This is a genomic window from Xanthomonas campestris pv. phormiicola, assembly GCA_025666215.1.
In the GTDB taxonomy this organism is placed as follows: Bacteria; Pseudomonadota; Gammaproteobacteria; order Xanthomonadales; family Xanthomonadaceae; genus Xanthomonas_A; species Xanthomonas_A campestris_A.
Genome location: CP102593.1, coordinates 3,257,038 through 3,278,729 on the forward strand (window position 1 = coordinate 3,257,038; position 21,692 = coordinate 3,278,729).

A 21,692-nucleotide genomic window follows, 5' to 3' on the forward strand; every position below is an offset into this window, starting at 1 on the left:
TTCGCCGAAGGCAAGCGATGCGATGGCGTATCGGCCCAGGCATGCGCCGGCGGGTCGCGCTTACACCGAGTCCCGAGTCCCGAGTCCCGAGTCCCGGCTCTCGAATCCCGAGTCCCGAATCACCACCAGATCGTCGCGGTGAATCACATTCTCTCCATAGCTATACCCCAGGATCGCTTCGATGTCGCGCGAATGGCGGCGGGCGATGCGGCGTACGTCGGCGGCCGAGTACTGGCTGACGCCGCGCGCCAGGCAGCGTTCGCCGCCGCCGTCGCGCAGGCGCACCTCGACCATGTCGCCGCGGCGGAAGTCGCCTTCGGCGCCGGCCACGCCGCCGGGCAGCAGCGAGGCGCCCTTGTCGGCCAGCGCGGCGGCGGCGCCGGCATCGACCAGGATCGCGCCAGGTTCGACCGGCACCTGGCGCAGCCAGTACTTGCGCGCGGCGATGCGGGTGCGCGCGGGATGGATGCGGGTGCCGCGCAGGCGGTCCTGGGCCAGGCCGCGCACCACCTCGGCGCTGCGGCCGTTGAACAGGTAGGTCTCGATGCCGGCGGCACCGGCCTTGGCCGCGGCCTCCAGCTTGGTGCGCATGCCGCCGGTGCCGACGCGGCTGCCGCTGCCGCCGGCCATCGCCAGCACCGCCGCGGTCAGCTCCGGCACGTCGTCCAGCGGCTGCGCCTGCGGGTCGCTGCGCGGATCGGCGGTGTACAGGCCGTCGATGTCGGTGGCGATGAACAGCGCGTCGGCATCGACCAGCGCGGCGACGATCGCCGCCAGATTGTCGTTGTCGCCGAGCTTGAGTTCGTCCACCGACACGGTGTCGTTCTCGTTGACCACCGGCAGCGCGCCCAGCCGCAACAACTCGCCCAGGGTGGCGCGCGCGTTGAGGTAGCGGCGGCGGTTGCGCAGGTCGTCGTGGGTCAGCAGCACCTGCGCCACCGGGCGCTCGAAGAAGCGCTGCCACAGCGCGATCAGCTGCGCCTGGCCGAGCGCGGCCAATGCCTGCCGCGCGGCGATCGCCGCGCCGGCCTCGGTCGCCCGCGGCAGGATCGCGCGTCCGGCCGCGACCGCGCCGGACGACACGATCACCAGTTCGCGCCCGGCCGCCAGGTTGGCCGAGACGAACTGCGCCAGCCCCAGCGCGTAGCGCGGCGACAGCCCGCCGCCGCCATCGGCGGCGAGCAGGCTGCTGCCGACCTTCAGCACCGCACGCCGCCACGGCGGCAGGCGTTGTTCGGCGAAGGGGGATGGCGTTTGCGTCGTCATGGGATCAGCGTGTGTTCCATTCGTGGACGGTGAGCTCGGAGCAGTCATGGAGCGCCAACGGATCGGCCGCGACGATCGCCTGCGCCTGGGCCAGGTCGTCCACGCCCTGCAGCAGATAGGCGCCGCCGCTGCGGTCGCTGAAACCGCCGGTCAGCGCCAGCAAGCCACGCTCGCGCAGCGCGTCGAGGAACGCCAGGTGCGGGGCGACCACGGCCTCGTCGAAGGTCGGTTTGCGCATCGCCAGAACCAGGTAGTGCGTCATCGTACGGTGTTCCTTTTGCATCGGTTCGAATGTTCGGCGTCGCAGCGCACCGCGGCGAACGCGCTTTTTGTAGGAGGGGCTTCAGCCCCGCCTACCGGGATCAAGCGCCCAGCGCATCCCAGCGCGATTGCAATTCCGCCAGACGCAGGTCGGCGGCGGCACCGGGCGAGACCCGCGCGGCCAGGCTGCCTTCCGGCGTGCGTCCCTGCCCTGCGCTGTCCGACGCCGCCGCCGCGGCCTGGTAGGCCTCGCGGAACGGCACCCCGGCCAGCGCCGCCTCGACCGCGACGTCGGTGGCGTACATGCCCGAATCGATCGCCGCGCGCAACTTGTCCTCGCGCCATTCCAGGTTGGCCAGCAACGCCGGCAGCAGCTCCAGCGCGGCCAGGCCGCGGCCGAAGCCGTGGAAGATCGCGCCCTTGCTGCTCTGCAGGTCGCGGTGGTAGCCGGACGGCAGCGACAGCAGCTGCTCGATCTCGGTGCGCGCCGCGGCCACGCTGGCATGGGTGGCGCGCATCAGTTCGATCACGTCCGGGTTGCGCTTGTTGGGCATGATCGAGCTGCCGGTGGTGTACTGCGCCGGCAAGGCGACGAAACCGAACTCGCCGCTGGTGAACAGCGACAGGTCCCAGGCCAGCCGGCGCAGGTCCAGGGTCGCGCTGCCCAGCGCTTCCAGCGCGGCCATCTCGAACTTGCCGCGCGACAGCTGCGCGTAGATCGGGCTGACCTGCATGCGCGCGAAGCCGAGCGCGGCGGTGGTGTGCCCGCGGTCGAGCTTGAGATTGACGCCGTAGCCGGCGGCGGTGCCGAGCGGGTTGGCGTCGATCAGGCGCAGCGTGTCGTGGGCGCGGATGGCATCGTCGATGAAGGCCTCGGCCCAGCCGGCCCACCACATCCCGGCCGAGGACACCACGGCGCGCTGGATATGGGTGTAGCCCGGCAGCGGCAGCGCCTGCTCGGCCTGCGCGCGGTCCAGCGCGACCCTGGCGATCTCGCGGCTCAGCCGCGCCAGTTGCGCCAGCCGTTCCTTCAGCCACAGCCGGGTGGCGACCAGGATCTGGTCGTTGCGGCTGCGCCCGGTGTGGATCTTGCGGCCGGCATCGCCCAGGCGCTCGGTGAGCCGCGCCTCGATCGCCGAATGGCCGTCCTCGAAGCGCTCGTCGAGCACGAACCCGCCGCTGCGGAAATCCTCGGCCAGGATCGCCAGTTCGCGCTGCAGCCCGGCCAGTTCCTCGGCCGACAGGATGCCGATGCGCTGCAGGCCTTCGGCATGCGCGCCGCTGGCGGCGATGTCGTGCAGGAAGAACTCGCGGTCCAGGATCACGTCGTCGCCGGCCAGGAAGGCCTGGATCTTGGCATCGACGGCGACGCCGGGTTTTTGCCACAACAAATTGGTCATGAGGGGTCCTTTTGCCGGGACCCGGGACTCGGGACTCGGGACTCGGAGAAGCAAAAGCATCGGCTCTTGCTGTTCCGAGTCCCGAGTCCCGAGTCCCCAGTCCCGATGGTGTCACACGGGAATCGAGATCAGCTCGTCCAGGCCCAGCGCCAGATTGAGATTCTGCATCGCCTGCGTCGCCGCGCCCTTGAGCAGGTTGTCCAGGGTCGCCACCACCACCAGGCGCTTGTTGCCCGGCGCCAGGGTGAAGCCGCCGATCTGCACGCCGTGCTTGCCGGCGATGCGGCTGACCCATGGGGCTTCATCGAGCACTTCGATCAGCGGCTCGCCGGCGTAGCGCTCGCGGTAGCGGCGCTGGATCGCCTCCAGCGCCAGCGGCTGCTGCAGCCACAGGTTCACGGTCATGCTGATGCCGCGGAAATGCGGCGCCACGTGCGGCATGAACTCCACCGGCACGCCCAGCTGCGCGGACACTTCGCGCTCGTGCATGTGGTCGGTCAGCGCGTACGGCATCAGGTTGTCGCGCAGCAGCTCGGGGTTGTTCTTGTCCGACGGCGTGGTGCCGGCGCCGGAATAGCCGGACACGCCGAAGCACTGCGGCGGCCCGGCCAGCTGCTCGAGCAGCGGCGCGATCGCCAGCTGCATCGCGGTGGCGTAGCAGCCGGGATTGCTGATCCGCTTCTGCCCGGCATAGCGGCCGCGGGTCAGTTCCGGCAGGCCGTAATACCAGCTGTAATCGAAGCGGTAGTCGGCCGACAGATCGACGACGATGGTCTCGGCCGCCGCCGTATCCAGCGCGGCCACGTAGGGCACGGCCTTGCCGTTGGGCAGCGCCAGCACCACCGCCGCGGCACCCTTGGCCGCGACCGCATCGGCGTCCAGGTTTTCGTAGCGCAGCTCGCCCTGGTAGGCCGCGCTGTACTCGGCCACGCGCTGGCCGGCCAGTTCGCGCGAGGACACGAAGGCCAGGTGCAGCTGCGGATGCGCGGCGACCAGCTTGATCAGTTCGGCGCCGGTGTGGCCGCGCGCGCCGACGATGCCGACGCCGTAGGTGTTGGAGGAAGTCATGTATGCGAGTCCAGGCGGAACTGCAGGTGGCGTTTCACCCCGGCCCATTCCGTATCGATGATGGAGAACACCACGGTATCGCGCGGCGTGCCGTCGGGGTGGCGCTTGTGGTTGCGCAGCACGCCGTCCTGCTTGGCGCCGAGCCGGGCGATGGCCGCGCGCGAGGTGTGGTTGAACCAGCTGGTCTCGAAGCCGACGCTGATGCACTGCAGGGTTTCGAACGCGTACTGCAGCAGCATCAGCTTGACCTCGGTGTTGACCCCGCTGCGCTGCACCCGCGGCGCGTACCAGGTGTAGCCGATCAGCAGCGTCGGCACCTCGGCATCCAGCCCGTAGAAGCGCGTGCTGCCGACGACTTCGCCGGCCGCATCGCGCACCGCGAACGGCAGCACGCGGCCCTGCGCCTGCACGTCCAGCGCGGCGGCCACGTAGCCGTCGACCTTGTCCGGCGCCGGCACGCTGGTGTACCACAGCCGCTCCAGGCCGCTGCCGTGCAAGGCCGTGCGCAACGCGTCGGCGTGCGATGCCTGCAACGGTTCCAGCGACGCATGCCGGCCCTGCAGGGTCGGCACCTGGCGCCACAGCGCAGGCAGCAGGTCCAGGCTCATCGCGCTCAGCCCAGCAGGGTCGGCGTGCGCGTGGCGCAATGCGCCACGCAGTGCTGGATCTGCTCGAAGTTCTCCAGCCCGTACCAGAACACCTTCCACTTCTCCTGCTTGAAGCAGCCGTCGGATTCGGCGTAGTAGAAGATGTTGACCTGGTTGTTGTGGCGCGAGCGCCAGAACAGCTGCGGGGTTTCCTCGCGCATCACGTTCCACACCGCGCGGCCCAGGCCTTCGCCCTGCGCATCGTCGAGCACGGCGAACTTGTCCAGGTAGGTGTAGCCGTCCTCGTTGGTCAGGATCACCGCGGCGCGGTAGTTCTCGCTGACGTAGGCGCGCAGCAGCCGGGTCTTGTCGAAATACTCCGGCACCAGGGTACGGCCGAAGCTGGATTCGATCAGCGACTTCAGCCGCTGCGTATCCAGCTCGCTCCACGCCGTGGCGCGCAGCACCTTCTCGCCGCGCCGCACCAGCGTGCCCGAGCCCTTGTGGGTGAACAGTTCCTTGGCCAGGTCGGCCGGGCGCGTGATCGACACCGACGACTCCAGCGGCAGCCGGTCCAGCAGGTCCTTGATCTGCTCGATCTTGACCCGCATGCCGCCGTTGATCCACGGCTGCTGCATCAGGTGATCGTATTCGGTGGACAGGTTGATCGAATCGATCACCTTGCCCTGCTCGTCGAGCAGCCCGCCGGTGCCGGTGAGGAAGATGATCTTGTACGGCTGCAGCTCCTGCACCAGCTCGTTGGCGGCGAAGTCGGCGTTGATGTTGAGGATCTGCCCGCTCGGGGTCTCGCCCAGGCTGGTGATCACCGGGATCGAGCCGGCCTGCAGGCTGGCTTCGATCGGCGCCAGGTTCACCGCCTTGACCTCGCCGACCAGGCCGTAGGTGTCGCAGTCCAGGTATTGCGCCTCGAACACCCCGCCGGTGATCGAGGTGGCGCGCGCGCCGTTCTGCTGTAGCGCCTCCACCAGCTTGAGGTTGGAGGCCTGGAACACCTTGCGCACGATCGCCAGCGCTTCGGGCGAGGTCACCCGCAGGCCGTTGACGGTCTGCTTCTCGATCCCGGCCGCCGACAGCTCCGCGTCCAGCTGCGGGCCGGCGCCGTGCAGCACGATCGGGGTCAGCCCGACCTCCTGCAGGAACGACAGCGAGGAGGTCAGCGCCTCCAGGTCGTCGCGCAGCACCGCGCCGCCGACCTTGACCACGGCGAAGCGCTTGGCGTCCAGCTGCGAAAAGCGCTTGAGGTACTGGCTGATCTCCTTGGCGCTGGCCATGCTCGAGAGCAGGCGGACGATGGTCTGGCGGGTTTGCTTGTTGGCGTGCATGGCGGTGGTGGCGGTTCCGTGATCCGGGATGGAAGGGCCGAGGCCCCGGCGGCGCGTGCTCAGCGCACGCCGTTGATGATGCGGTCCACCGAGGTGGCGTAGCGCTGCAGCTGCTGCAGCGTCACGAACTCGTCGGCGGTGTGCGCCTGGGCGATGTCGCCCGGGCCGTAGACCAGCGCGGTATAGCCGCCGGCGGAGAACAGCGAGGCCTCGGTCCAGAAGTCCACCGCATTGCCGATCGGCAGCTCCAGCGCATCGGCCACGTCGCGCGCGGCCAGGCGCTTGTCCTCGGCGCGGGCGATGTCGCCGGACGGCAGGCTCGGCCCGCGGAAGGTCTCCTCGAAGTGCGCGGCGGCCGGCTCGGCGAAACCGGCGAAGGTCGCCAGCAGCGCGTCCACGTCCATCGACGGCAGCGGCCGGAAACCGAAGCGCAGCTCGGCGGCCGGCGCGATCATGTTCGCCTTGATGCCGCCCTCGACCCGGCCGATGTTGAAGCGCAGGCCGGTCAGGCCGCCGAAGCGCGCATGCGCCAGCGACTCCACATGGTCGAGCGCGCGCCCGCCCCAGCGCATCGCCTGGTGCAGCGCGCTGGCCGACGGATCCTGCTTGCCCGACGCATGCCCGGCGCGGCCGGCGAAGCGCATCAGCACCGAACTGATGCCACGATGCGCCAGCACCGCCTCGCTCATCGTCGGCTCGGCCACCAGCACCGCCTCGTAGGCGATGCCGCGGGCCAGGAACGCGGCGATGCAGCGCGGGTCGTTGGCTTCCTCGTCGCTGGAGAACAGGAACGCGGCGTCGCCGTCGCCGGCGTTGGCCGCGGCCAGCAGCGCCGCGGCCGCGCCCTTGATGTCGCACACGCCCAGGCCGATCACCCGGTCCTCGGTGCGGCGCATGACGTGCGGGTCGGCGCTCCAGTGCGGCGAATCCGGCACCGTGTCCAGGTGCACGTTGAACAGGTACTGGGGCGCGCCGCGCACCGCGTACAGGCTGACCGCGCCGGCGCCGTGATCGATCACCTCGACCTGGAACCCGGGCAGCTGCGCGCGCAGGTAGTCGAAGATGCCGCCGGTGGTGATCGCGCGCGGCGGGTTGCGGGTGTCGAAGGACACCAGCTGGTGCAGATGCGCGAGGGTGGGTTCGAGCAGATCGGTCATGTCGGTTCGATCGGTGGACCGCGGCGGCGGCCTGGCAAAAAAAGCGGAGAAATCCCCTTCTCCCACCGGGAGAAGGTGCCCCGCAGGGGCGGATGAGGGTACGGGCGAAGCCTGGTGAATCGCATCTCGCGTGAGTGGGTGAAGGTGCGCGGAAGAAACATTGCGAGGCTTCGCCCGTACCCTCACCCCAACCCCTCTCCCGATGGGAGAGGGGCTTTATCCTCAGCGGTTGACCTGCGCGTACAGCGTCGAACTCATCCCGAACAGCTTGATGAAGCCTTCGGCCTCGGCCACGCCCCAGTCCGCCGACTGCGCGTAGGTCGCGCCCTTGGCGTTGAGCAGGTGCGGCGACTTCACCGCCACCGCATCGACGCGGCCGCCGCGGGTTTCCAGCGTCACTTCGCCGTTGACCTTGGCCTGCGAGGAATCCAGGAACGCCTCCAGGTCGGTCTTCAGCGGGTCGTGGTAGAAGCCTTCGTAGACCAGCTCCACCCACTTGCGCGCCACCTCCGGCTTGAAGCGGTTCTGCTGCTTGGTCAGCACCGCGTCTTCCAGCGCGCGGTGCGCGGCCAGCAGCGCGATCAGCCCCGGCGCCTCGAACACGATGCGGCCCTTCAGCCCGATCACGGTGTCGCCGGTGTACATGCCGCGGCCCACGCCGTAGGGGGCGAACAGTTTGTTGAGCTTGGCCAGCAGCTTGGCGCCTTCCAGCGGCTTGCCGTCCACCGCCACCGCTTCGCCATGCTCGAACTTCAAGGTCACCGTCAGCGGCTCGATCGGCCACGCGCTGCGCGGCGCGCACCAGCCGCGGGTGCCCTCGCCCGGCGCTTCCCAGCGGTCGATCTCGCCGCCGGACATGGTCACGCCGAGCAGGTTCTCGTTGATCGTGTACGCCTTCTGCTTGGCGCGCACGCCGAAGCCGCGCTCTTCCAAGTACTTCTGCTCGTAGGCGCGGGTCTGGGTGTGCTCCTTCTGGATCTCGCGGATCGGCGCGACGATGGCGTAGTCGCCCAGCGCCTTGACCGCCAGGTCGAAGCGCACCTGGTCGTTGCCCATGCCGGTGCAACCGTGCGCGATGATCTTGGTGCCCAGCTCGTCGGCGCGCTTGAGCGCGGCATCCACGATCAGGTAGCGGTCGGACACCAGCAGCGGGTACTGGCCCTGGTAGCCCTCGCCGGCCCACACGAACGGCTTGACGAAGCCCTCCCAGATCGCCGGGCCGCCGTCGACGGTGACGTGGCTGGCCGCGCCCAGCTCGGCCGCGCGCTTCTCGATGAAGTCGCGCTCCTCGTCGTCCACCCCGCCGGTATCGGCGAACACGGTGTGCACCGCGTAGCCCTGGGCCTGCAGATAGGGAATGCAGAAGCTGGTGTCCAAGCCGCCGGAGAAGGCCAGGACGATGTCCTTGGTGCCGGGAGTCGGGATTGGGGATTCGGGATTCGTGGAAGCGGTTTGCTGCGACATGGGGGAATCTCTCTGCGGTTGACTGAATTAAGAGCGGGAAAGGAACTCGCCGTTGCGAATCCCCAATCCCGAATCACGAATCCCGGCGGCCCTGGCCCACCAGGGCCGCCATGATCGCCTTCTGCACATGCAGCCGGTTCTCGGCCTCGTCGATGGCGATGCAGTTCGGCGAATCCATCACTGCATCGGTGGCCTTGACGTTGCGGCGCAGCGGCAGGCAGTGCGAGAACACGCCGTTGTTGGTCAGCGCCATCTTGCGCTCATCGACGATGAAGTGCTGGTACTGGTCGCGGATCGGCTTCTCCGGAGCCCAGTTGCCGAAGAACGGCAGCGCGCCCCAGCTCTTGGCGTAGACCACGTCGGCGCCGGCGTAGGCGCTGTCGATGTCGTGGCTGACCTGCAGCGAACCGCCGCTCTCGGCCACGTTCTGCGTCGCCCAGCCCATGTAGCGCTGGTCCAGCACGTAGTCCGGGGTCGGGCACAGCAGGGTCACGTCCATCCCCAGGCGGGTGGCGATGGTCAGCGCCGAATTGGCCACCGCGGTGTTCAGCGGCTTGGGGTGGTAGGTCCAGGTCAGCACGTACTTCTTGCCGCGCAGGTCCTGGGTGCCGAAATGCTCCTGCAGCGCCAGCGCGTGCGCCAGCTCCTGGCACGGGTGGGTGATGGTCTCCATGTTGATCACCGGCACCGGCGAGTACCTGGCGAAGCTCTTCAGCACCACGTCCTCGCGGTCCTTGCTCCAGTCCACGAACTTCGGGAACGCGCGCACCCCGATCAGGTCCACATAACGGCCCAGCACCCGCGCCACCTCGGCGATGTGCTCCTCGGTGTCGCCGTCCATCACCGTGCCCAGGTCGAACTCGATCGGCCACGCGTCCTTGCCCGGCTGCAGCACCACCGCATGCCCGCCCAGCTGGAACGCGCCCAGCTCGAAGCTGGTGCGGGTGCGCATCGACGGGTTGAAGAACACCAGCGCGATCGATTTGCCCTTCAGCTCGCTGCCCAGCTTGTTGCGCTTGAACAGCGCGGCCTGGGTCAACAGCGCATCCAGCTCGGCCCGGCTCCAGTCCTGGGTGTTCAAGAAGTGCTTCAGAGACATCGGTCCATCCTTTGCTGCGTGGAGCCACCGCGGTGGTGGCGTGCGCGGGACGCGCGGTAGTGAGTTCTTTACGGGTGAAACCTTTCCGGGGTATGAAAACGAAAAAACCCAGCCTCGGGCTGGGTTTTCAGAACGAACGGCGCAGCGTTCCGGTTACCCAGCCAGGATGTGGGATTCCGGTCGACGCGCGCGCGACGTCATGCCCGAGGCCATGCGCGCGGCGCTGAGATCGTGCTGGGGCAGGTTCGCTTTCATCGGCGCGCATCCTCGCACGCGTACGCCGCAGGCGCAAGCGCAAGCGCGCGCTCATCGCGGCGGCAGCACGACCGCATCGGGCACATACGGCGCCACCGACACGCGGATGCGCAGCCGGTTGCCCGGATCCTCCGGCAGCCGCGAGCGGTATTTGGTGCCCTTGTAGACATAGTCCACGTCGTAGGCGATCGGGCGGCGGAATTCGCGGCCGACCTCGATGGTGCGGCAGTTGCGCCCGCTCGACGCCGGCGCCGGCGCCGCGACCGGCGCGGGCGGCTCCTCGTGGCGGTGGCTGAAGATGTCCTTCACCGAATCCATCAGCCGGTTCAGGCGGCTGTCGTCCTCCGGCTTGACCGGGGCCGGCGCCGGGGCCGGCGTCTGCACCGGGTCGCATTGCTGCTCGGTGCGGGTGGCGCGCAGGGTCTGGTAGACCGGCTCCACGTTCAGCACCTGCGCGTAGTCGAGCCTGACGTTCTCGATCACCACCACGCGGTTGCGCGCCTCGCTGTCCTGCGCCCAGGCCGGCGCGGCGCATGCGAACAGGCCGACCAGCGGCAACAACAGGTACGGACGCATCGGCACCAGGCTTTGAAGGACAGATCGATCAGTGTAGGCATGGCAGCTTGCGTCGGGCTGAACGCAAGCCTACGGCCCTGCGACCCGCCCCGGCCTGGGGTATTTCGCCCATTCCGCCCGGCAGGCCGCACCGATTTTGTGCGTGTGCGGCAAGGAAGAGTTAGGAAGTCGACACGTGTCCACGCTCGGCGGCGACGCGGCCGCCGGCGCGCGCAAGAGCGGTGCTGCCGGTTGTGCCCGGCGGGCCGCCAGCCGGCGCCGCGCGACTGGACCCGACCGCGCCGGTCGGGCGCCACGCAGCGCCCGCTGCGGACACGCCGTGGCCTAGCCGGGAATGGATGAGACACCCTGGGCCGCTGCCGGTAGAATCGCAAGGCTTCCCCACGCCCGATGCCGATGAGCCTGCGCCTGCACAACAACCTGACCCGCCGGGTCGATGCCTTCGAACCGCTCGATCCCATCGCCGGTCCCACGCTGTATGTCTGCGGCCCCACCGTCTACAACTACGCGCATATCGGCAACGCGCGCGGCCCGGTGGTGTTCGACGTGCTGGCCGCGCTGCTGCGGCGCCGCTACGGCGCGCTGCGCTACGCGCGCAACATCACCGACGTGGACGACAAGATCAACGCCGCCGCGCAGGCGCAGGGCGTGCCGATCGCCACCATCACCGACCGCTTCGCCGCCATCTACCGGCAGGACATGGCCGCACTGGGGGTGGTGCCGCCGGACCTGGAGCCGGAGGCCACCGCGCATATCCCGCAGATCGTGGCGATGATCGAGCGGCTGATCGAGGGCGGCCACGCCTATGCGGCAGAGGGCCACGTGCTGTTCGCGGTGGCCAGCTTCGCCGGCTACGGCAAGCTGTCGCGGCGCGACCCGGAGGAGATGCTGGCCGGGGCGCGGGTCGAGGTGGCCCCGTACAAGCGCGATGCCGGCGACTTCGTGCTGTGGAAGCCGTCCAGCGACGAGCTGCCGGGCTGGGACTCGCCGTGGGGCCGCGGCCGCCCCGGCTGGCACATCGAATGCTCGGCGATGGCCGCCGCGCACCTGGGGCCGACCATCGACATCCACGCCGGCGGCGTGGACCTGCAATTCCCGCACCACGAGAACGAGATCGCGCAGAGCGAGTGCGCCCACGGCGGCGCCACCTTCGCCCGGTTCTGGCTGCACAACGGCATGCTCAACTTCGGCGGCGCCAAGATGAGCAAGTCGCTGGGCAACATCGAGACCGTGCACGCGCTGATCGCCAGGCACCCGCCGGAGGCGCTGCGCTGCGCACTCCTCAGCGCGCACTATCGGCAGCCTCTTGATTGGTCCGATGAGCTGATCGAAGCCCAGGTCAGGAGACTCGACGGACTTTATAGAACACTAAACGCGCTGAAGGCTATCGATGCTGAAGCATCCATTCCTTCCGAGATCGAAGATGCATTGGACGACGATCTCAACACTCCACTAGCGCTCTCTGCATTGGCACGTTTAGCGGACCAGGCGCGGCAGCTGCTCCGCGAACTGGCTCATCCGGGCGGACCCGACGCAGAAGGTGCAGCTGGACTTACGGACAAGCTCAAGCTTGCAAAAGGCCAGTTACTTGGCGCCGGCATGGCACTTGGACTACTGCAGCAGGAACCAACCCACTGGTTCTCGCGAGGCGAAAAGATCGCTGACGAGGAATCCAAACTAATTGGCCGCCTCCGTAGCGAGCGACGCCAAGCCAAAGCCGAGAAGAATTACAAACGCGCAGATGAAATCAGAAATGAATTGGCAGGCCTTGGAATAGAGATTAAAGACCTACCTGATGGAACGGATGAATTCACCTTCCACGCCAAAGTAACCGGGGAAATTTCGCTTAATCAGCAAACTAAAACTCGCCTGGAGACTTTAACCAAGCTCATCGAGAACCTAAATATTAAATGACCGTCACCTCCCTTCTCCCATCGGGAGAAGGTGGCGCGCAGCGCCGGATGAGGGTACGGGCGAAGCGGCGAGCATCGATTTCTCGCGAGGCTGCGCCCGTCCCCTCACCCCAACCCCTCTCCCGAGGGGAGAGGGGCTTTACCGATCGACTCTGGATTTGCGATGACCGATACCGATTTCCCGCTCGAACCCACGCCCGCCGACGCCCAGGCCGCCATCGCCGAGGAATTCGGCTTTTTCAGCGACTGGTCCGAGCGCTACCAGTACCTGATCGATCTGGGCCGCAAGCTGCCCGCATTCCCTGAGCAATGGAAGACCGAACAGCACCGCCTGCACGGCTGCCAGTCGATGGTGTGGATCGTGCCCGAGGGCAATGCGCAGCGGCTGGTGTTCCATGCGATCAGCGATTCGGCGATCGTCTCCGGCCTGATCTACCTGGCGCTGCGGGTCTACTCCGGGCGCAGCGCCGAACAGATCCTCGCCACCGCGCCGGACTTCGTCGCCGCGATCGGCCTCGGCAAGCACCTGTCGCCGACCCGCAGCAACGGCCTGGCCGCGATCCTGGCGTTCATCCAGGACAGCGCGCGCGCGCAGGCATGAGCGCCCCGCTCCCCTCTCCCGCGCAGAGCCTGCGCACGCTGCTGGCGCATCCCGGCTTCGCGCTGGTGCTGGCCTACCGCATCTGCACGATGCTGTCCTACCAGATCGTCGCGGTCACGGTCGGCTGGCACATCTACGAGATCACCCGCGATCCGTTCTCGCTGGGATTGATCGGGCTGGCCGAGATCCTGCCGTTCTTCTGCATCGCGCCGTTCGCCGGCTACCTGGTCGATCACCTGCCGCGGCGCCGGCTGGGCATGCTCGCCAGCCTGGGCCTGATCTCCACCGCGGCGGTGCTGACCGCGCTGACCCACGGCTGGCTGCCGATGCGCGGCGTGTGGCCGATCTACGCGGCGATCGCGCTGACCGGCGCGGCGCGGGCGTTCCTGGCGCCGGTGTACAACGCGCTGTTCGCGCGCGTGCTGCCGCGCGAAGCGTATGCGCGCGGCGCCAGCATCGGCAGCGTTGTGTTCCAGACCGGCATGGTGATCGGGCCGGCATTGGGCGGGGTGCTGGTCGGCTGGGGCGGCAAAGGCCTGTCCTACGGCGTGGCCATGGCGGTAGCCTGCGTGGCGATGCTGGCGCTGTTGCTGCTGCGCGTGACCGAACCGGTCAACGACGGCCCGCGTGCACCGATCTTCCGCAGCATCGCCGAAGGCGCGCAGTTCGTGTTCTCCAACCAGATCATGCTCGGCGCGATGGCGCTGGACATGTTCTCGGTGCTGCTCGGCGGCGCGGTGTCGATGCTGCCGGCCTTCATCCACGACATCCTGCACTACGGTCCCGAGGGCCTGGGCATCCTGCGCGGCGCGCCGGCGCTGGGGTCGGTGCTGGTCGGGCTGTGGCTGGCGCGGCGCCCGCTGCAGCGCAACGCCGGCCGCATCCTGCTGCTGGCGGTGGCCGGCTTCGGCCTGTGCACGATCGCCTTCGGCCTGTCGCGGCATTTCTGGCTGTCGGCGGCGATCCTGCTGGTCTACGGCATGTGCGACGGCGTCTCGGTGATCGTGCGCTCGACCATCCTGCAGTTGGTCACGCCGGACGCGATGCGCGGCCGCGTGTCCTCGATCAGCGGCATCTTCATCGGCTCGTCGAACGAGCTGGGCGCGTTCTACGACGGGGTCATGGCGCGGCTGATCAAGTTGGTGCCAGCGGTAGTACTGGGCGGGTGCGTGACATTGGTCGTGGTCGGCATTACCGCCTGGAAAGCGCCGAAGCTGCGCAAGCTGGACCTGCGCGAACTGCAGTGACGGCGCGGTAGCTGCCGCGTCGCGCTCAGCGCGCGGCGGCGGCGTCCAGGCGCTCGTCAGCGTCCCACGCCGCCGCGCAACCGGGCAGGTTCGCCGGCTGGGTCAACCCGCCCTTGCCGGCCAGGAACCGGCAGGTCGCGGCGAACACCGCCGGCACCGCCCTGGAGCGGATCGGCGAGGCCAGCACGTGATTGCCGGCATCGGGGAAATCCACCGCCTGGCGCAACGCCGGCGGCGTGCCCAGCTGCGCGAACATCGCCTGCATCGCCGCCACCGACACCGTCGCGTCCTGATGCTGCGCGTCGCGATAGTAGTAACCGAGGAACACCGGCACATGGATCCGCGCATAGGTCGCCGGCAACATGCCGCCGCGGGTCAGCGCGGCCAGCGCGCGGTAGCCGTCGACATGGGTGGCGTCGGCCCAGTAGCCGCTGTCGACCGGGTAGCGCATGACCGGATCGCCGCCGTTGCGCGACCACAGCAGCAGCTGTGCGCCCCACGGCCACAGCATCGGCTGCAGTTGCTCGCCGTGCTCGCGCACCAATGGCGACCACAGCACCAGGGCCTGCACGTGCTGCGGGTGCGCGGCCACCGTCTGCAGCGCCAGCGCGCCGCCCATCGAATTGCCGATCACCACCACCCGCCGGCCCAGTACCTGCGCGATCGCCAGCGCCTCGGCCGCGCCGTCGAGCAGGCGCGGCGCATCGATGCCGCGCAAGGCGTCGGCGGCGACCAGCCCGTGCCCGGGCAGCCGCGGCAGGTACAGATTGCAGCCGAAGCTGCGCGCCAGGCGCAGATGGGTGGGCGCGCCCTCGCCCTGGCTGGCGGTGAAACCGTGCAGATAGACCATGGCGCAATCGCGGCGTCCCGGATGCGCCGGGTCGGCCCAGACGATGCGCGCCTGGTTGTCCGCGCGCAGGCCGGGGGTGGCCCGCTCGCGCGCGTCCAGCCAGGCCTGCAGCGCAAGCGGATCCTGCGGCACGGTCGGCAGTGCGCTTTGCGGCAGCGCCGTGCTGACCCGCGGGCCCAGCGCCACTATCGTCAGCAGCACCAGCACGACCAGCAGCGGCCAGCGCGCGTAGCGCCATGCCCAGGCGCCAGGCGTGCGCGGCCGTGCTGCGTCAGCGACGGATCGGCGACTCATGCGCACACGCCCGTTGCCCGCTGCCGATGGCGCCGCACGCGCGACGGCCCGCCCAGCGCGCGGCGCCCACCGCGCTCCGCGCCGATGGCGTTGCAGCACCACGCCACAGGACCCTGCACGGCCACGACGACCGTGCGCTGCAGCGCAAGAACAAGACCACTGGAAAGCATTCGGAAAGCGGCGACGACGTGGCCGTCCGCCACACCTTCAGTGTGAGGCGGTGCCATGACAGATGCATTTAAGTCCCACGCCGGGTCCGGCCTGCGCGGCCGCGCAAGCGCGCCCTTCCCGACCTGCGAAAACCTTGCCGCATGCGCATGCAACGTATTTGTCTACGACCTTGCCGCGTCGCATGCGCCGGCGCGCTTGCGCGGCAACCGCCTTGGTTTTCCTCGCACTCGATCGGCGAAACGTGCATGCGGCCGCGCATGCCGACGCCATGCGGCGAACGTGCCTGCGACCGCCGAGCTGCAGCGCCTGGATACGGAAAGGTTGGCGAAAGCCACGGCTGGAACCGTAAATCCAGGATCCGCTGCAGCGTCTTGACCGAGCGCCAAGTTCGCCGCCGCCCGCGTTTTCCTGTGCGAAGTTCAAACGGAAAGATGTGAAATGGAAGATTCGCTTTTTCGCAGCGAGGTGCTGGACGCACCCAGCCAGGCATGGCTGGGGACGGTGCGACTGGCCACTCCGGTCTCGACCCAGGCATGGACCGTGGCCGCGCTGCTGGTCGGTGCGTCGATCCTGGCCTGGCTGTTCGCCGGGCACTACACGCAGCGCGTTCACGTCACCGGCCTGCTGGTGCCGCGCGCCGGCCTGATCAGCCTGACCGCCAACAGCGTGGGCGTGGTCGACCATGTCGCCGCCGCAGAAGGCGATCGCGTCGCCGCCGGGCAGATCCTGGTGTCCCTGTCCGGCGAACATACGAGCAAGGCGCTGGGCAATACCGCGGCCGGCGTCAGCACGCAGTTGCAACGGCAGGCCGTCAGCCTGCGCCAGGACATCGGCGACGCGCTCACGCTGCGCGACCAGCAGGCCGAGGACAACCGGACCCAGCAAACCCTGCTGAAGGACCAGCTGGCGCAGATCGACGCGCAGATGGCGATCGAGAAGAAACAGATGGCGCTGGTCCAGGACCTGGTCAACAAATGGTCAGGGCTGGTGGCGGGCGGCTACATCCCGGCGCTGCAGGTCGAGCAGGAACAATCGGCGCTGCTGGCCGACGAATCGCAATTGCGCTCGCTGCAGCAGCAGCGCGCCAGCACCCGCCAGCAACTGAGCGCGCTCCACGACCAGCTGACCCAGCTGCCGTTGGCGGTCTCGGCCAAGCTCAACGAACTGCGCCGGCAACTGGCGCAGGTCGAACAGGCGCTGGCCCAGAACGAAGCGACCCGCGCCAGCGAACTGCGCGCGCCGGCCAGCGGCATCGTCTCCTCGCTGCTGGTCAAGCCCGGCGCGTCGGTGTCGCTCGGACAGCCGCTGCTGGCCATCGTGCCCGACGGTTCGCGGCTGCAGGCGCAGCTGCTGGTGCCCAGCCAGGCGGTCGGCTTCGTGCATCCGGGCGTGGAGGTCACCCTGCATTACCAGGCCTTTCCCTATCAGAAATTCGGCCTGCAGCATGGCGTGGTGCGCAGCGTCTCGCGCAGCGCGCTGATGCCCGGCGAGGTGACCCTGCTGCTCGGCGGCGGCACGCCGCCATCGACCGACTCGCTGTACCTGGCACGCGTGGATCTCGCCAACCAGAACGTCCAGGCCTACGGACAGCAGCAGCCACTGCGCCCGGGCATGGCGCTGGAGGCGGACATGCTGCTGGACCGGCGCCGCATCGTCGAATGGATCTTCGAACCGCTGTACGGCATGGGGCATCGCTGGAGCAGCGGTTCGTGAGCCGCCACGCCGAGGATCGCAGCGCGAACGACGAGCGCCTGCATGCCGCTCGCGCGGAAGCTACGCCGCGGCTGCGTTTCTGGCGCTCGCGCGGGCTGCCGAACGTGCTCCAGTGCGAAGCGGCCGAGTGCGGACTCGCCTGCCTGGCGATGATCGCCGGCTACCACGGCCACCATACCGACCTGGCCGCGCTGCGCCGGCGCTTCACCCTGTCGCTGAAGGGCATGACCGCGCGGCGCCTGATCGAGGTCGCGCATGCGCTGGGGTTGCAGAGCCGGCCGCTGCGGCTGGAGATGGACGAACTCGGCCAGTTGCAGACCCCGTGCGTGCTGCATTGGGATCTCGACCATTTCGTGGTCCTGCACGAGGTCGGCAGGAACAAGGTCACCCTGCACGATCCGGCCGTGGGCGTGCGCACCCTGCCGCTGGCCGAGGTCGCGCGGCATTTCACCGGCGTCGCCATCGAGTTTTCGAAAGGCCCCACGTTCCAGCGCCAGCGCGAGGCGCCGCCGGTCTCGCTGCGCTCGCTCGCCGGCTCGATCCGCGGCCTGGGCCGCGGGCTCGCGCAGATCTTCGGCCTGGCGCTGGTGCTGGAGCTGTTCGCCCTGCTCGCGCCGCTGTTCATGCAACTGGTGGTGGACCAGGTCATCGCCGACGGCGACCACGACCTGCTGACTTTCCTCGGGCTGAGCTTCGCCCTGCTGATCGTGCTGGAAACGCTGGTCTCCACGTTGCGCAGCTGGACGGTGATGTGGCTCAGCACCCACTTCAACCTGGGCTGGACCGGCAACGTGTTCCAGCACCTGATGCGGCTGCCGCACGCCTACTTCGGCGCGCGCCACCTCGGCGACATCGTGTCGCGCTTCGGCGCGATCGACGCGATCCAGCAGACCCTGACCACGCGCTTCGTGGAGATCCTGCTCGACGGGCTCATGGCCAGCATCACCCTGGTGGTGCTGTTCGTCTACAGCCCGCTGCTGTCGGCCATCGTGCTCGGCGCCGTGGCCGTGTATGCGGGCCTGCGGCTGCTGTATTTCCGCATCTACCGCGAGGCCAACCTCAGCCAGATCACGGTGACGGCGAAACAGCACAGCCGCTTCCTGGAAGCGGTACGCGGGGTGCAGACCATCCGCCTGCACAACCAGGAAGCCGAGCAGACCGGGCGCTACCTCAATGCGGCGGCCGACACGCTCAACACCTCGATCGCGGTACAGCGCCTGGACATGCTGTTCACCGCGCTGCAGGGCCTGGCCACCGGCGCGCAACGGCTGGGCGTGCTGTGGCTGGGCGCGTGGCTGGGGCTGAAGGGCCAGTTCACCGTCGGCATGCTGACCGCGTTCGTCGCCTACGGCGACCAGTTCAGCAGCCGCGTCGCCAGCCTGATCGACTACGCGATCGAACTGCGCATGTTGCGCCTGCAGGCCGAGCGCCTGGCCGACATCGTACTGACCGCGCCGGAAGCCTACGCCGGCAGCGAGCACGTCGGTCCGCTGCCGCAACCGGGCGTGGCGTTCAACAAGGTCGGCTTCCGCTATGCCGAAGGCGAGCCATGGATCCTGCGCGAGTGCAGCTTCACTGTGCGGCCGGGCGAATCGGTGGCCATCGTCGGCCCGTCCGGCTGCGGCAAGAGCACCTTGATCCGGCTGCTGCTCGGCCTGCTCGATCCGCAGCAGGGATCGATCGAGATCGGCGGCATCGATCTGCGCCGGCTCGGCAAGTCGCGCTATCGCGCGATGACCGCCAGCGTGATGCAGGACGATCACCTGTTCACCGGTTCGATCGCAGAAAACATCAGTCTGTTCGACGCCCTCGCCACGCCGCAGGACATCGAGGACGCAGCGCGCCTTGCCGGCGTGCACGAGGACATCGTGGCCATGCCCATGGGCTATCACAGCCTGGTCGGCGACATGGGCTCGTCCCTTTCCGGCGGACAACAGCAGCGCCTGTTCCTGGCCCGGGCGCTGTATCGCCGGCCGCAGATCCTGGTGCTGGACGAAGCCACCAGCCACCTGGACGTCGCCATGGAACGGCGGCTCAACCACGCCATCAAGGCGCTGAACATCACCCGCATCGTGATCGCGCACCGGCCCGAGACCATCGCGCATGCGGACCGTGTCATCGAACTGTGCGAAGGGGCGACCCTTTCCCGTCCCCAGCCGCGCCACGCGGCGCCCATCCCAGCGACATCGTCAATTGGAGACACGCCATGAGAACACTGACCATCATCGAAATCGATCTGGTGGCAGGAGGAACGCGGGCGTCGATCGGCGCGCATCCGCTGTCCACCTCGATCCACCATGCCAAGGCGCACAAAATGGTGCATCACGCCAAATCCAGGGCCCAGCACCACTCAATGCTGCACAAATCCTTCGCTGCGCAAATGCTGCATACCGCCGAAGAGCAAGCCGAAGGTGGAGAAGGTGGAGAAGGTGGAGAAGGGGGAGAAGGGGGAGAAGGGGGAGAGGGTGGCGAAGGCGCTGGCGGTGAAGGCGGCGATGGCGATGGTGCGACCGGAGGCGACGGCGATGGCGATGGCGATGGCGATGGTGGCGACGACAGCGCGCCCGACAGCGATCCCCCGCCGACCGATCACATCGGCGACTCGACCACCGGCGACAACGGCCACACCACGACCATTACCTACAACTACGTCACCCGCGATGGCAAAAACGGCGACCAGTCCGTCAGCGCCAATCTGGTCACCGCCATCCACGACATTCTGGCCGCCGACACCGACGCCAACAGCGTCGATATTTCCGCAACCACCAACGGCGTGCACACCGCGACCGGCGATCATCCCTCGGGCAACGCGGTGGATATCGACACCATCAACGGCGTGGTGGTGAGCAACTCAGGTGCCGGGCTGGCCAACGCCACCAGCCTGGAACAGGCGGCGATGAACGATCCCAACGTGCGCTACGTGGAAGGACCGATGGGCAACTTCGCCCGCTCCACGCCGGGAGGCGACTTCTCGCCCTCCAAGAGCATCCCCGGCGATACGACCCACGTCCATATCTCCGTTTTCCAATAATCCGGCAGCGCACGCGTCCGATCAGCGCAGCCGAACGCCGGGAGGTATCCACCATGCAACGCAAGAACACGGTTCCTTGCTGGCTCCTGGCGAGCATCGTCGGCACCGCCGGACAGCCGGCCCTCGCACAGGTGCAGCTGCAGCCCGAAGCGGGGCTCAGCGCGGTTGCTTCGAACGGGCCATTGACCGATCTGCCGATGACGATCAACACGCTCGATCTTGTCGCCAAATCGGACCTGAAGAACGGCGTTTCCATCGCCGTGTGGCGTTACAGCACCAAGTATGGCGAAGGCGATTGCGACAGGGGCGCCGGCACGGCCGGTGCCGGCGCGACGAGCTGCCCGCGCGTGGGGCTTCTGGTCTCCACGCGCTGGGAACTCGAGGACCACTCCAAGTTCGCGCTGTGGAGCGTCTCGGATCGACAGTGGTGGCGCGTCGCCGGCCCTGTCGATGCGAGAACGCAGGGGAAGTTCGACGACCAGGGCACGACGTCCGCCCTCGTGCTTTACGCCTGCGAAGCCTCCCGCAACGTCGCAACCGGCTCGGAGCAACCGTCGCTTCCCGACAACTGGCACGCGGTGCCCTACCGGCTGCGGGTCGGTGCGTACGACCAGGTCAGCCTTGTCCGTCTCCCGGAACAAGGCCCGCAACGCAATTGCTTCGGGGACGACGCCGCGCCGCAGCCTCCGCCGAAACATTGATGCCGTTGCCCATCCCCCGCTCTTTTCATTCTTTACGAATCCATGAGGTAGCCTCGTGTCGTCATCGGAAGCGTCATCCCTGAAGGTCGTCAACAACTTCGTCGACGTGCAGCATCTGCCGGAGCTGGCCAGCGGCCGCGGCGGCTGGGCGTACGGCCTCTACCCGGGCCTGCTCGGCGACGCGCAGCCGTCCTGGCACATCCACCTGTGCGGCAGCCGCAACGCGCAGGACCGGGCCATCCACGACGACGTGCTCAACGCCACGCCGGGGCTGGAATCGCTCAACGACGTGTGGCGGCACATCCGCGAAGAACTGGCGCCCGATTACGGCCTGGTCCGCGCCTACGCCAGCGGCCACACGCATGGACAGGACGGCGCCGCGCATCACTACGCCAAACCGTCCGACCAGGAGCGGGTCGCCCTGCTCTACACCAGCAGCGAGTGGAAGGACGGCTGGGCCGGCGAAACCGTGTTCTACGATGCCGCGCGCGAGTGCATCTCCATCCGTCCGCGTCCCGGCCGGCTGGTGCTGTTCGACGGCGCGATCGTGCGTGCGTCGCGCGCCCCGGCCCGCGATTGCCCGACGCTGTGCACCACCCTCGCGTTCCACATGCGGCGCATCCGCCGCTAGACCGCCGCCCAACAGACGACCTCCGATGCAGACCACCATGCCATGCCGCGCGCTTGTCGCGGCG

General features: G+C 68.5%; 18 protein-coding genes and 1 pseudogene. 8 read left to right on the forward strand and 11 right to left on the reverse strand.

Annotated features, from left to right (window positions below; translation table 11 throughout):
• Positions 1-60: 60 nt before the first annotated feature.
• From proB to NRY95_13550, 10 genes are all read right to left on the reverse strand, one after another.
• Positions 61-1,266: a glutamate 5-kinase gene (gene proB / locus NRY95_13505; GenBank protein UYC14751.1), complete on the reverse strand. Its 1,206-nt coding sequence runs from the start codon at positions 1,264-1,266 to the stop codon at positions 61-63.
• A gap of 4 nt (positions 1,267-1,270) precedes the next feature.
• Positions 1,271-1,528 carry a YciI family protein gene (locus NRY95_13510; protein ID UYC14752.1) on the reverse strand — a complete coding sequence of 86 codons (258 nt, stop codon included), beginning with the start codon at positions 1,526-1,528 and terminating at the stop codon, positions 1,271-1,273.
• A 100-nt stretch (positions 1,529-1,628) separates the two neighbouring features.
• Positions 1,629-2,927, reverse strand: a complete 1,299-nt coding sequence (argH, locus tag NRY95_13515) for an argininosuccinate lyase (protein ID UYC14753.1) — start codon at positions 2,925-2,927, stop codon at positions 1,629-1,631.
• A 111-nt stretch (positions 2,928-3,038) separates the two neighbouring features.
• Positions 3,039-3,995, reverse strand: coding sequence for an N-acetyl-gamma-glutamyl-phosphate reductase (gene argC / locus NRY95_13520; protein ID UYC14754.1), 957 nt, complete (start codon positions 3,993-3,995; stop codon positions 3,039-3,041).
• Entirely contained in the window at positions 3,992-4,603 is a 612-nt protein-coding gene (locus NRY95_13525) for a GNAT family N-acetyltransferase (protein UYC14755.1), read from the reverse strand. Before NRY95_13525 ends, argC begins: the two co-directional genes overlap by 4 nt.
• Before the next feature lie 5 nt (positions 4,604-4,608).
• Complete coding sequence (locus NRY95_13530; GenBank protein UYC14756.1) at positions 4,609-5,925, reverse strand: acetylglutamate kinase; 1,317 nt, start codon at positions 5,923-5,925, stop codon at positions 4,609-4,611.
• A gap of 59 nt (positions 5,926-5,984) precedes the next feature.
• A complete protein-coding gene (locus tag NRY95_13535; protein UYC14757.1) occupies positions 5,985-7,082 on the reverse strand; it encodes an acetylornithine deacetylase in 1,098 nt (365 codons plus the stop codon).
• A 222-nt stretch (positions 7,083-7,304) separates the two neighbouring features.
• Positions 7,305-8,546, reverse strand: coding sequence for an argininosuccinate synthase (locus NRY95_13540; GenBank protein UYC14758.1), 1,242 nt, complete (start codon positions 8,544-8,546; stop codon positions 7,305-7,307).
• A gap of 73 nt (positions 8,547-8,619) precedes the next feature.
• Entirely contained in the window at positions 8,620-9,645 is a 1,026-nt protein-coding gene (locus tag NRY95_13545; protein UYC14759.1) for an N-acetylornithine carbamoyltransferase, read from the reverse strand.
• 306 nt (positions 9,646-9,951) lie between these two features.
• Complete coding sequence (locus tag NRY95_13550) at positions 9,952-10,476, reverse strand: hypothetical protein (protein ID UYC14760.1); 525 nt, start codon at positions 10,474-10,476, stop codon at positions 9,952-9,954.
• 396 nt (positions 10,477-10,872) lie between these two features.
• On the opposite strand from NRY95_13550, the pseudogene cysS reads away from it, so the two are divergent.
• From cysS to NRY95_13565, 3 genes and pseudogenes are all read left to right on the forward strand, one after another.
• Positions 10,873-12,276: pseudogene (gene cysS / locus NRY95_13555) on the forward strand (cysteine--tRNA ligase).
• A gap of 276 nt (positions 12,277-12,552) precedes the next feature.
• The gene (locus NRY95_13560) at positions 12,553-12,990 is read left to right on the forward strand and encodes a SufE family protein (GenBank protein ID UYC14761.1); all 438 of its coding nucleotides are present in this window, start codon (positions 12,553-12,555) and stop codon (positions 12,988-12,990) included.
• The gene (locus NRY95_13565; GenBank protein ID UYC14762.1) at positions 12,987-14,237 is read left to right on the forward strand and encodes an MFS transporter; all 1,251 of its coding nucleotides are present in this window, start codon (positions 12,987-12,989) and stop codon (positions 14,235-14,237) included. The genes NRY95_13560 and NRY95_13565 overlap by 4 nt, the downstream gene beginning before the upstream one ends.
• Positions 14,238-14,262: 25 nt before the next feature.
• Here the strand turns inward: NRY95_13565 and NRY95_13570 are convergent, their stop codons facing one another.
• The gene (locus NRY95_13570; protein UYC14763.1) at positions 14,263-15,381 is read right to left on the reverse strand and encodes an alpha/beta fold hydrolase; all 1,119 of its coding nucleotides are present in this window, start codon (positions 15,379-15,381) and stop codon (positions 14,263-14,265) included.
• 609 nt (positions 15,382-15,990) lie between these two features.
• On the opposite strand from NRY95_13570, the gene NRY95_13575 reads away from it, so the two are divergent.
• Genes NRY95_13575 through NRY95_13595 form a run of 5 tightly spaced genes read left to right on the forward strand, consistent with a single transcriptional unit; the run spans position 15,991 to position 21,628 of the window.
• Positions 15,991-17,265 (forward strand): HlyD family efflux transporter periplasmic adaptor subunit, encoded by a 1,275-nt coding sequence (locus NRY95_13575; protein ID UYC14764.1) that lies wholly within the window; start codon positions 15,991-15,993, stop codon positions 17,263-17,265.
• A complete protein-coding gene (locus NRY95_13580; GenBank protein UYC14765.1) occupies positions 17,262-19,475 on the forward strand; it encodes a peptidase domain-containing ABC transporter in 2,214 nt (737 codons plus the stop codon). Before NRY95_13575 ends, NRY95_13580 begins: the two co-directional genes overlap by 4 nt.
• Positions 19,472-20,296: a hypothetical protein gene (locus NRY95_13585; protein UYC14766.1), complete on the forward strand. Its 825-nt coding sequence runs from the start codon at positions 19,472-19,474 to the stop codon at positions 20,294-20,296. The genes NRY95_13580 and NRY95_13585 overlap by 4 nt, the downstream gene beginning before the upstream one ends.
• 53 nt (positions 20,297-20,349) lie before the next feature.
• On the forward strand, positions 20,350-20,997 hold the full coding sequence (locus NRY95_13590; protein ID UYC14767.1) for a hypothetical protein: 648 nt from the start codon (positions 20,350-20,352) through the stop codon (positions 20,995-20,997).
• A 55-nt stretch (positions 20,998-21,052) separates the two neighbouring features.
• Positions 21,053-21,628: a 2OG-Fe(II) oxygenase gene (locus NRY95_13595; protein ID UYC14768.1), complete on the forward strand. Its 576-nt coding sequence runs from the start codon at positions 21,053-21,055 to the stop codon at positions 21,626-21,628.
• Positions 21,629-21,692: the final 64 nt, after the last annotated feature.

Bases quoted from the DNA above. Each gene is read 5' to 3' on its own strand.
- proB (UYC14751.1), bottom strand. From the start codon at position 1,266: ATGACGACGCAAACGCCATCCCCCTTCGCCGAACAACGCCTGCCGCCG.
- NRY95_13510 (UYC14752.1), bottom strand. From the start codon at position 1,528: ATGACGCACTACCTGGTTCTGGCGATGCGCAAACCGACCTTCGACGAG.
- argH (UYC14753.1), bottom strand. From the start codon at position 2,927: ATGACCAATTTGTTGTGGCAAAAACCCGGCGTCGCCGTCGATGCCAAG.
- argC (UYC14754.1), bottom strand. From the start codon at position 3,995: ATGACTTCCTCCAACACCTACGGCGTCGGCATCGTCGGCGCGCGCGGC.
- NRY95_13525 (UYC14755.1), bottom strand. From the start codon at position 4,603: ATGAGCCTGGACCTGCTGCCTGCGCTGTGGCGCCAGGTGCCGACCCTG.
- NRY95_13530 (UYC14756.1), bottom strand. From the start codon at position 5,925: ATGCACGCCAACAAGCAAACCCGCCAGACCATCGTCCGCCTGCTCTCG.
- NRY95_13535 (UYC14757.1), bottom strand. From the start codon at position 7,082: ATGACCGATCTGCTCGAACCCACCCTCGCGCATCTGCACCAGCTGGTG.
- NRY95_13540 (UYC14758.1), bottom strand. From the start codon at position 8,546: ATGTCGCAGCAAACCGCTTCCACGAATCCCGAATCCCCAATCCCGACT.
- NRY95_13545 (UYC14759.1), bottom strand. From the start codon at position 9,645: ATGTCTCTGAAGCACTTCTTGAACACCCAGGACTGGAGCCGGGCCGAG.
- NRY95_13550 (UYC14760.1), bottom strand. From the start codon at position 10,476: ATGCGTCCGTACCTGTTGTTGCCGCTGGTCGGCCTGTTCGCATGCGCC.
- NRY95_13560 (UYC14761.1), top strand. From the start codon at position 12,553: ATGACCGATACCGATTTCCCGCTCGAACCCACGCCCGCCGACGCCCAG.
- NRY95_13565 (UYC14762.1), top strand. From the start codon at position 12,987: ATGAGCGCCCCGCTCCCCTCTCCCGCGCAGAGCCTGCGCACGCTGCTG.
- NRY95_13570 (UYC14763.1), bottom strand. From the start codon at position 15,381: ATGAGTCGCCGATCCGTCGCTGACGCAGCACGGCCGCGCACGCCTGGC.
- NRY95_13575 (UYC14764.1), top strand. From the start codon at position 15,991: ATGGAAGATTCGCTTTTTCGCAGCGAGGTGCTGGACGCACCCAGCCAG.
- NRY95_13585 (UYC14766.1), top strand. From the start codon at position 19,472: ATGAGAACACTGACCATCATCGAAATCGATCTGGTGGCAGGAGGAACG.
- NRY95_13590 (UYC14767.1), top strand. From the start codon at position 20,350: ATGCAACGCAAGAACACGGTTCCTTGCTGGCTCCTGGCGAGCATCGTC.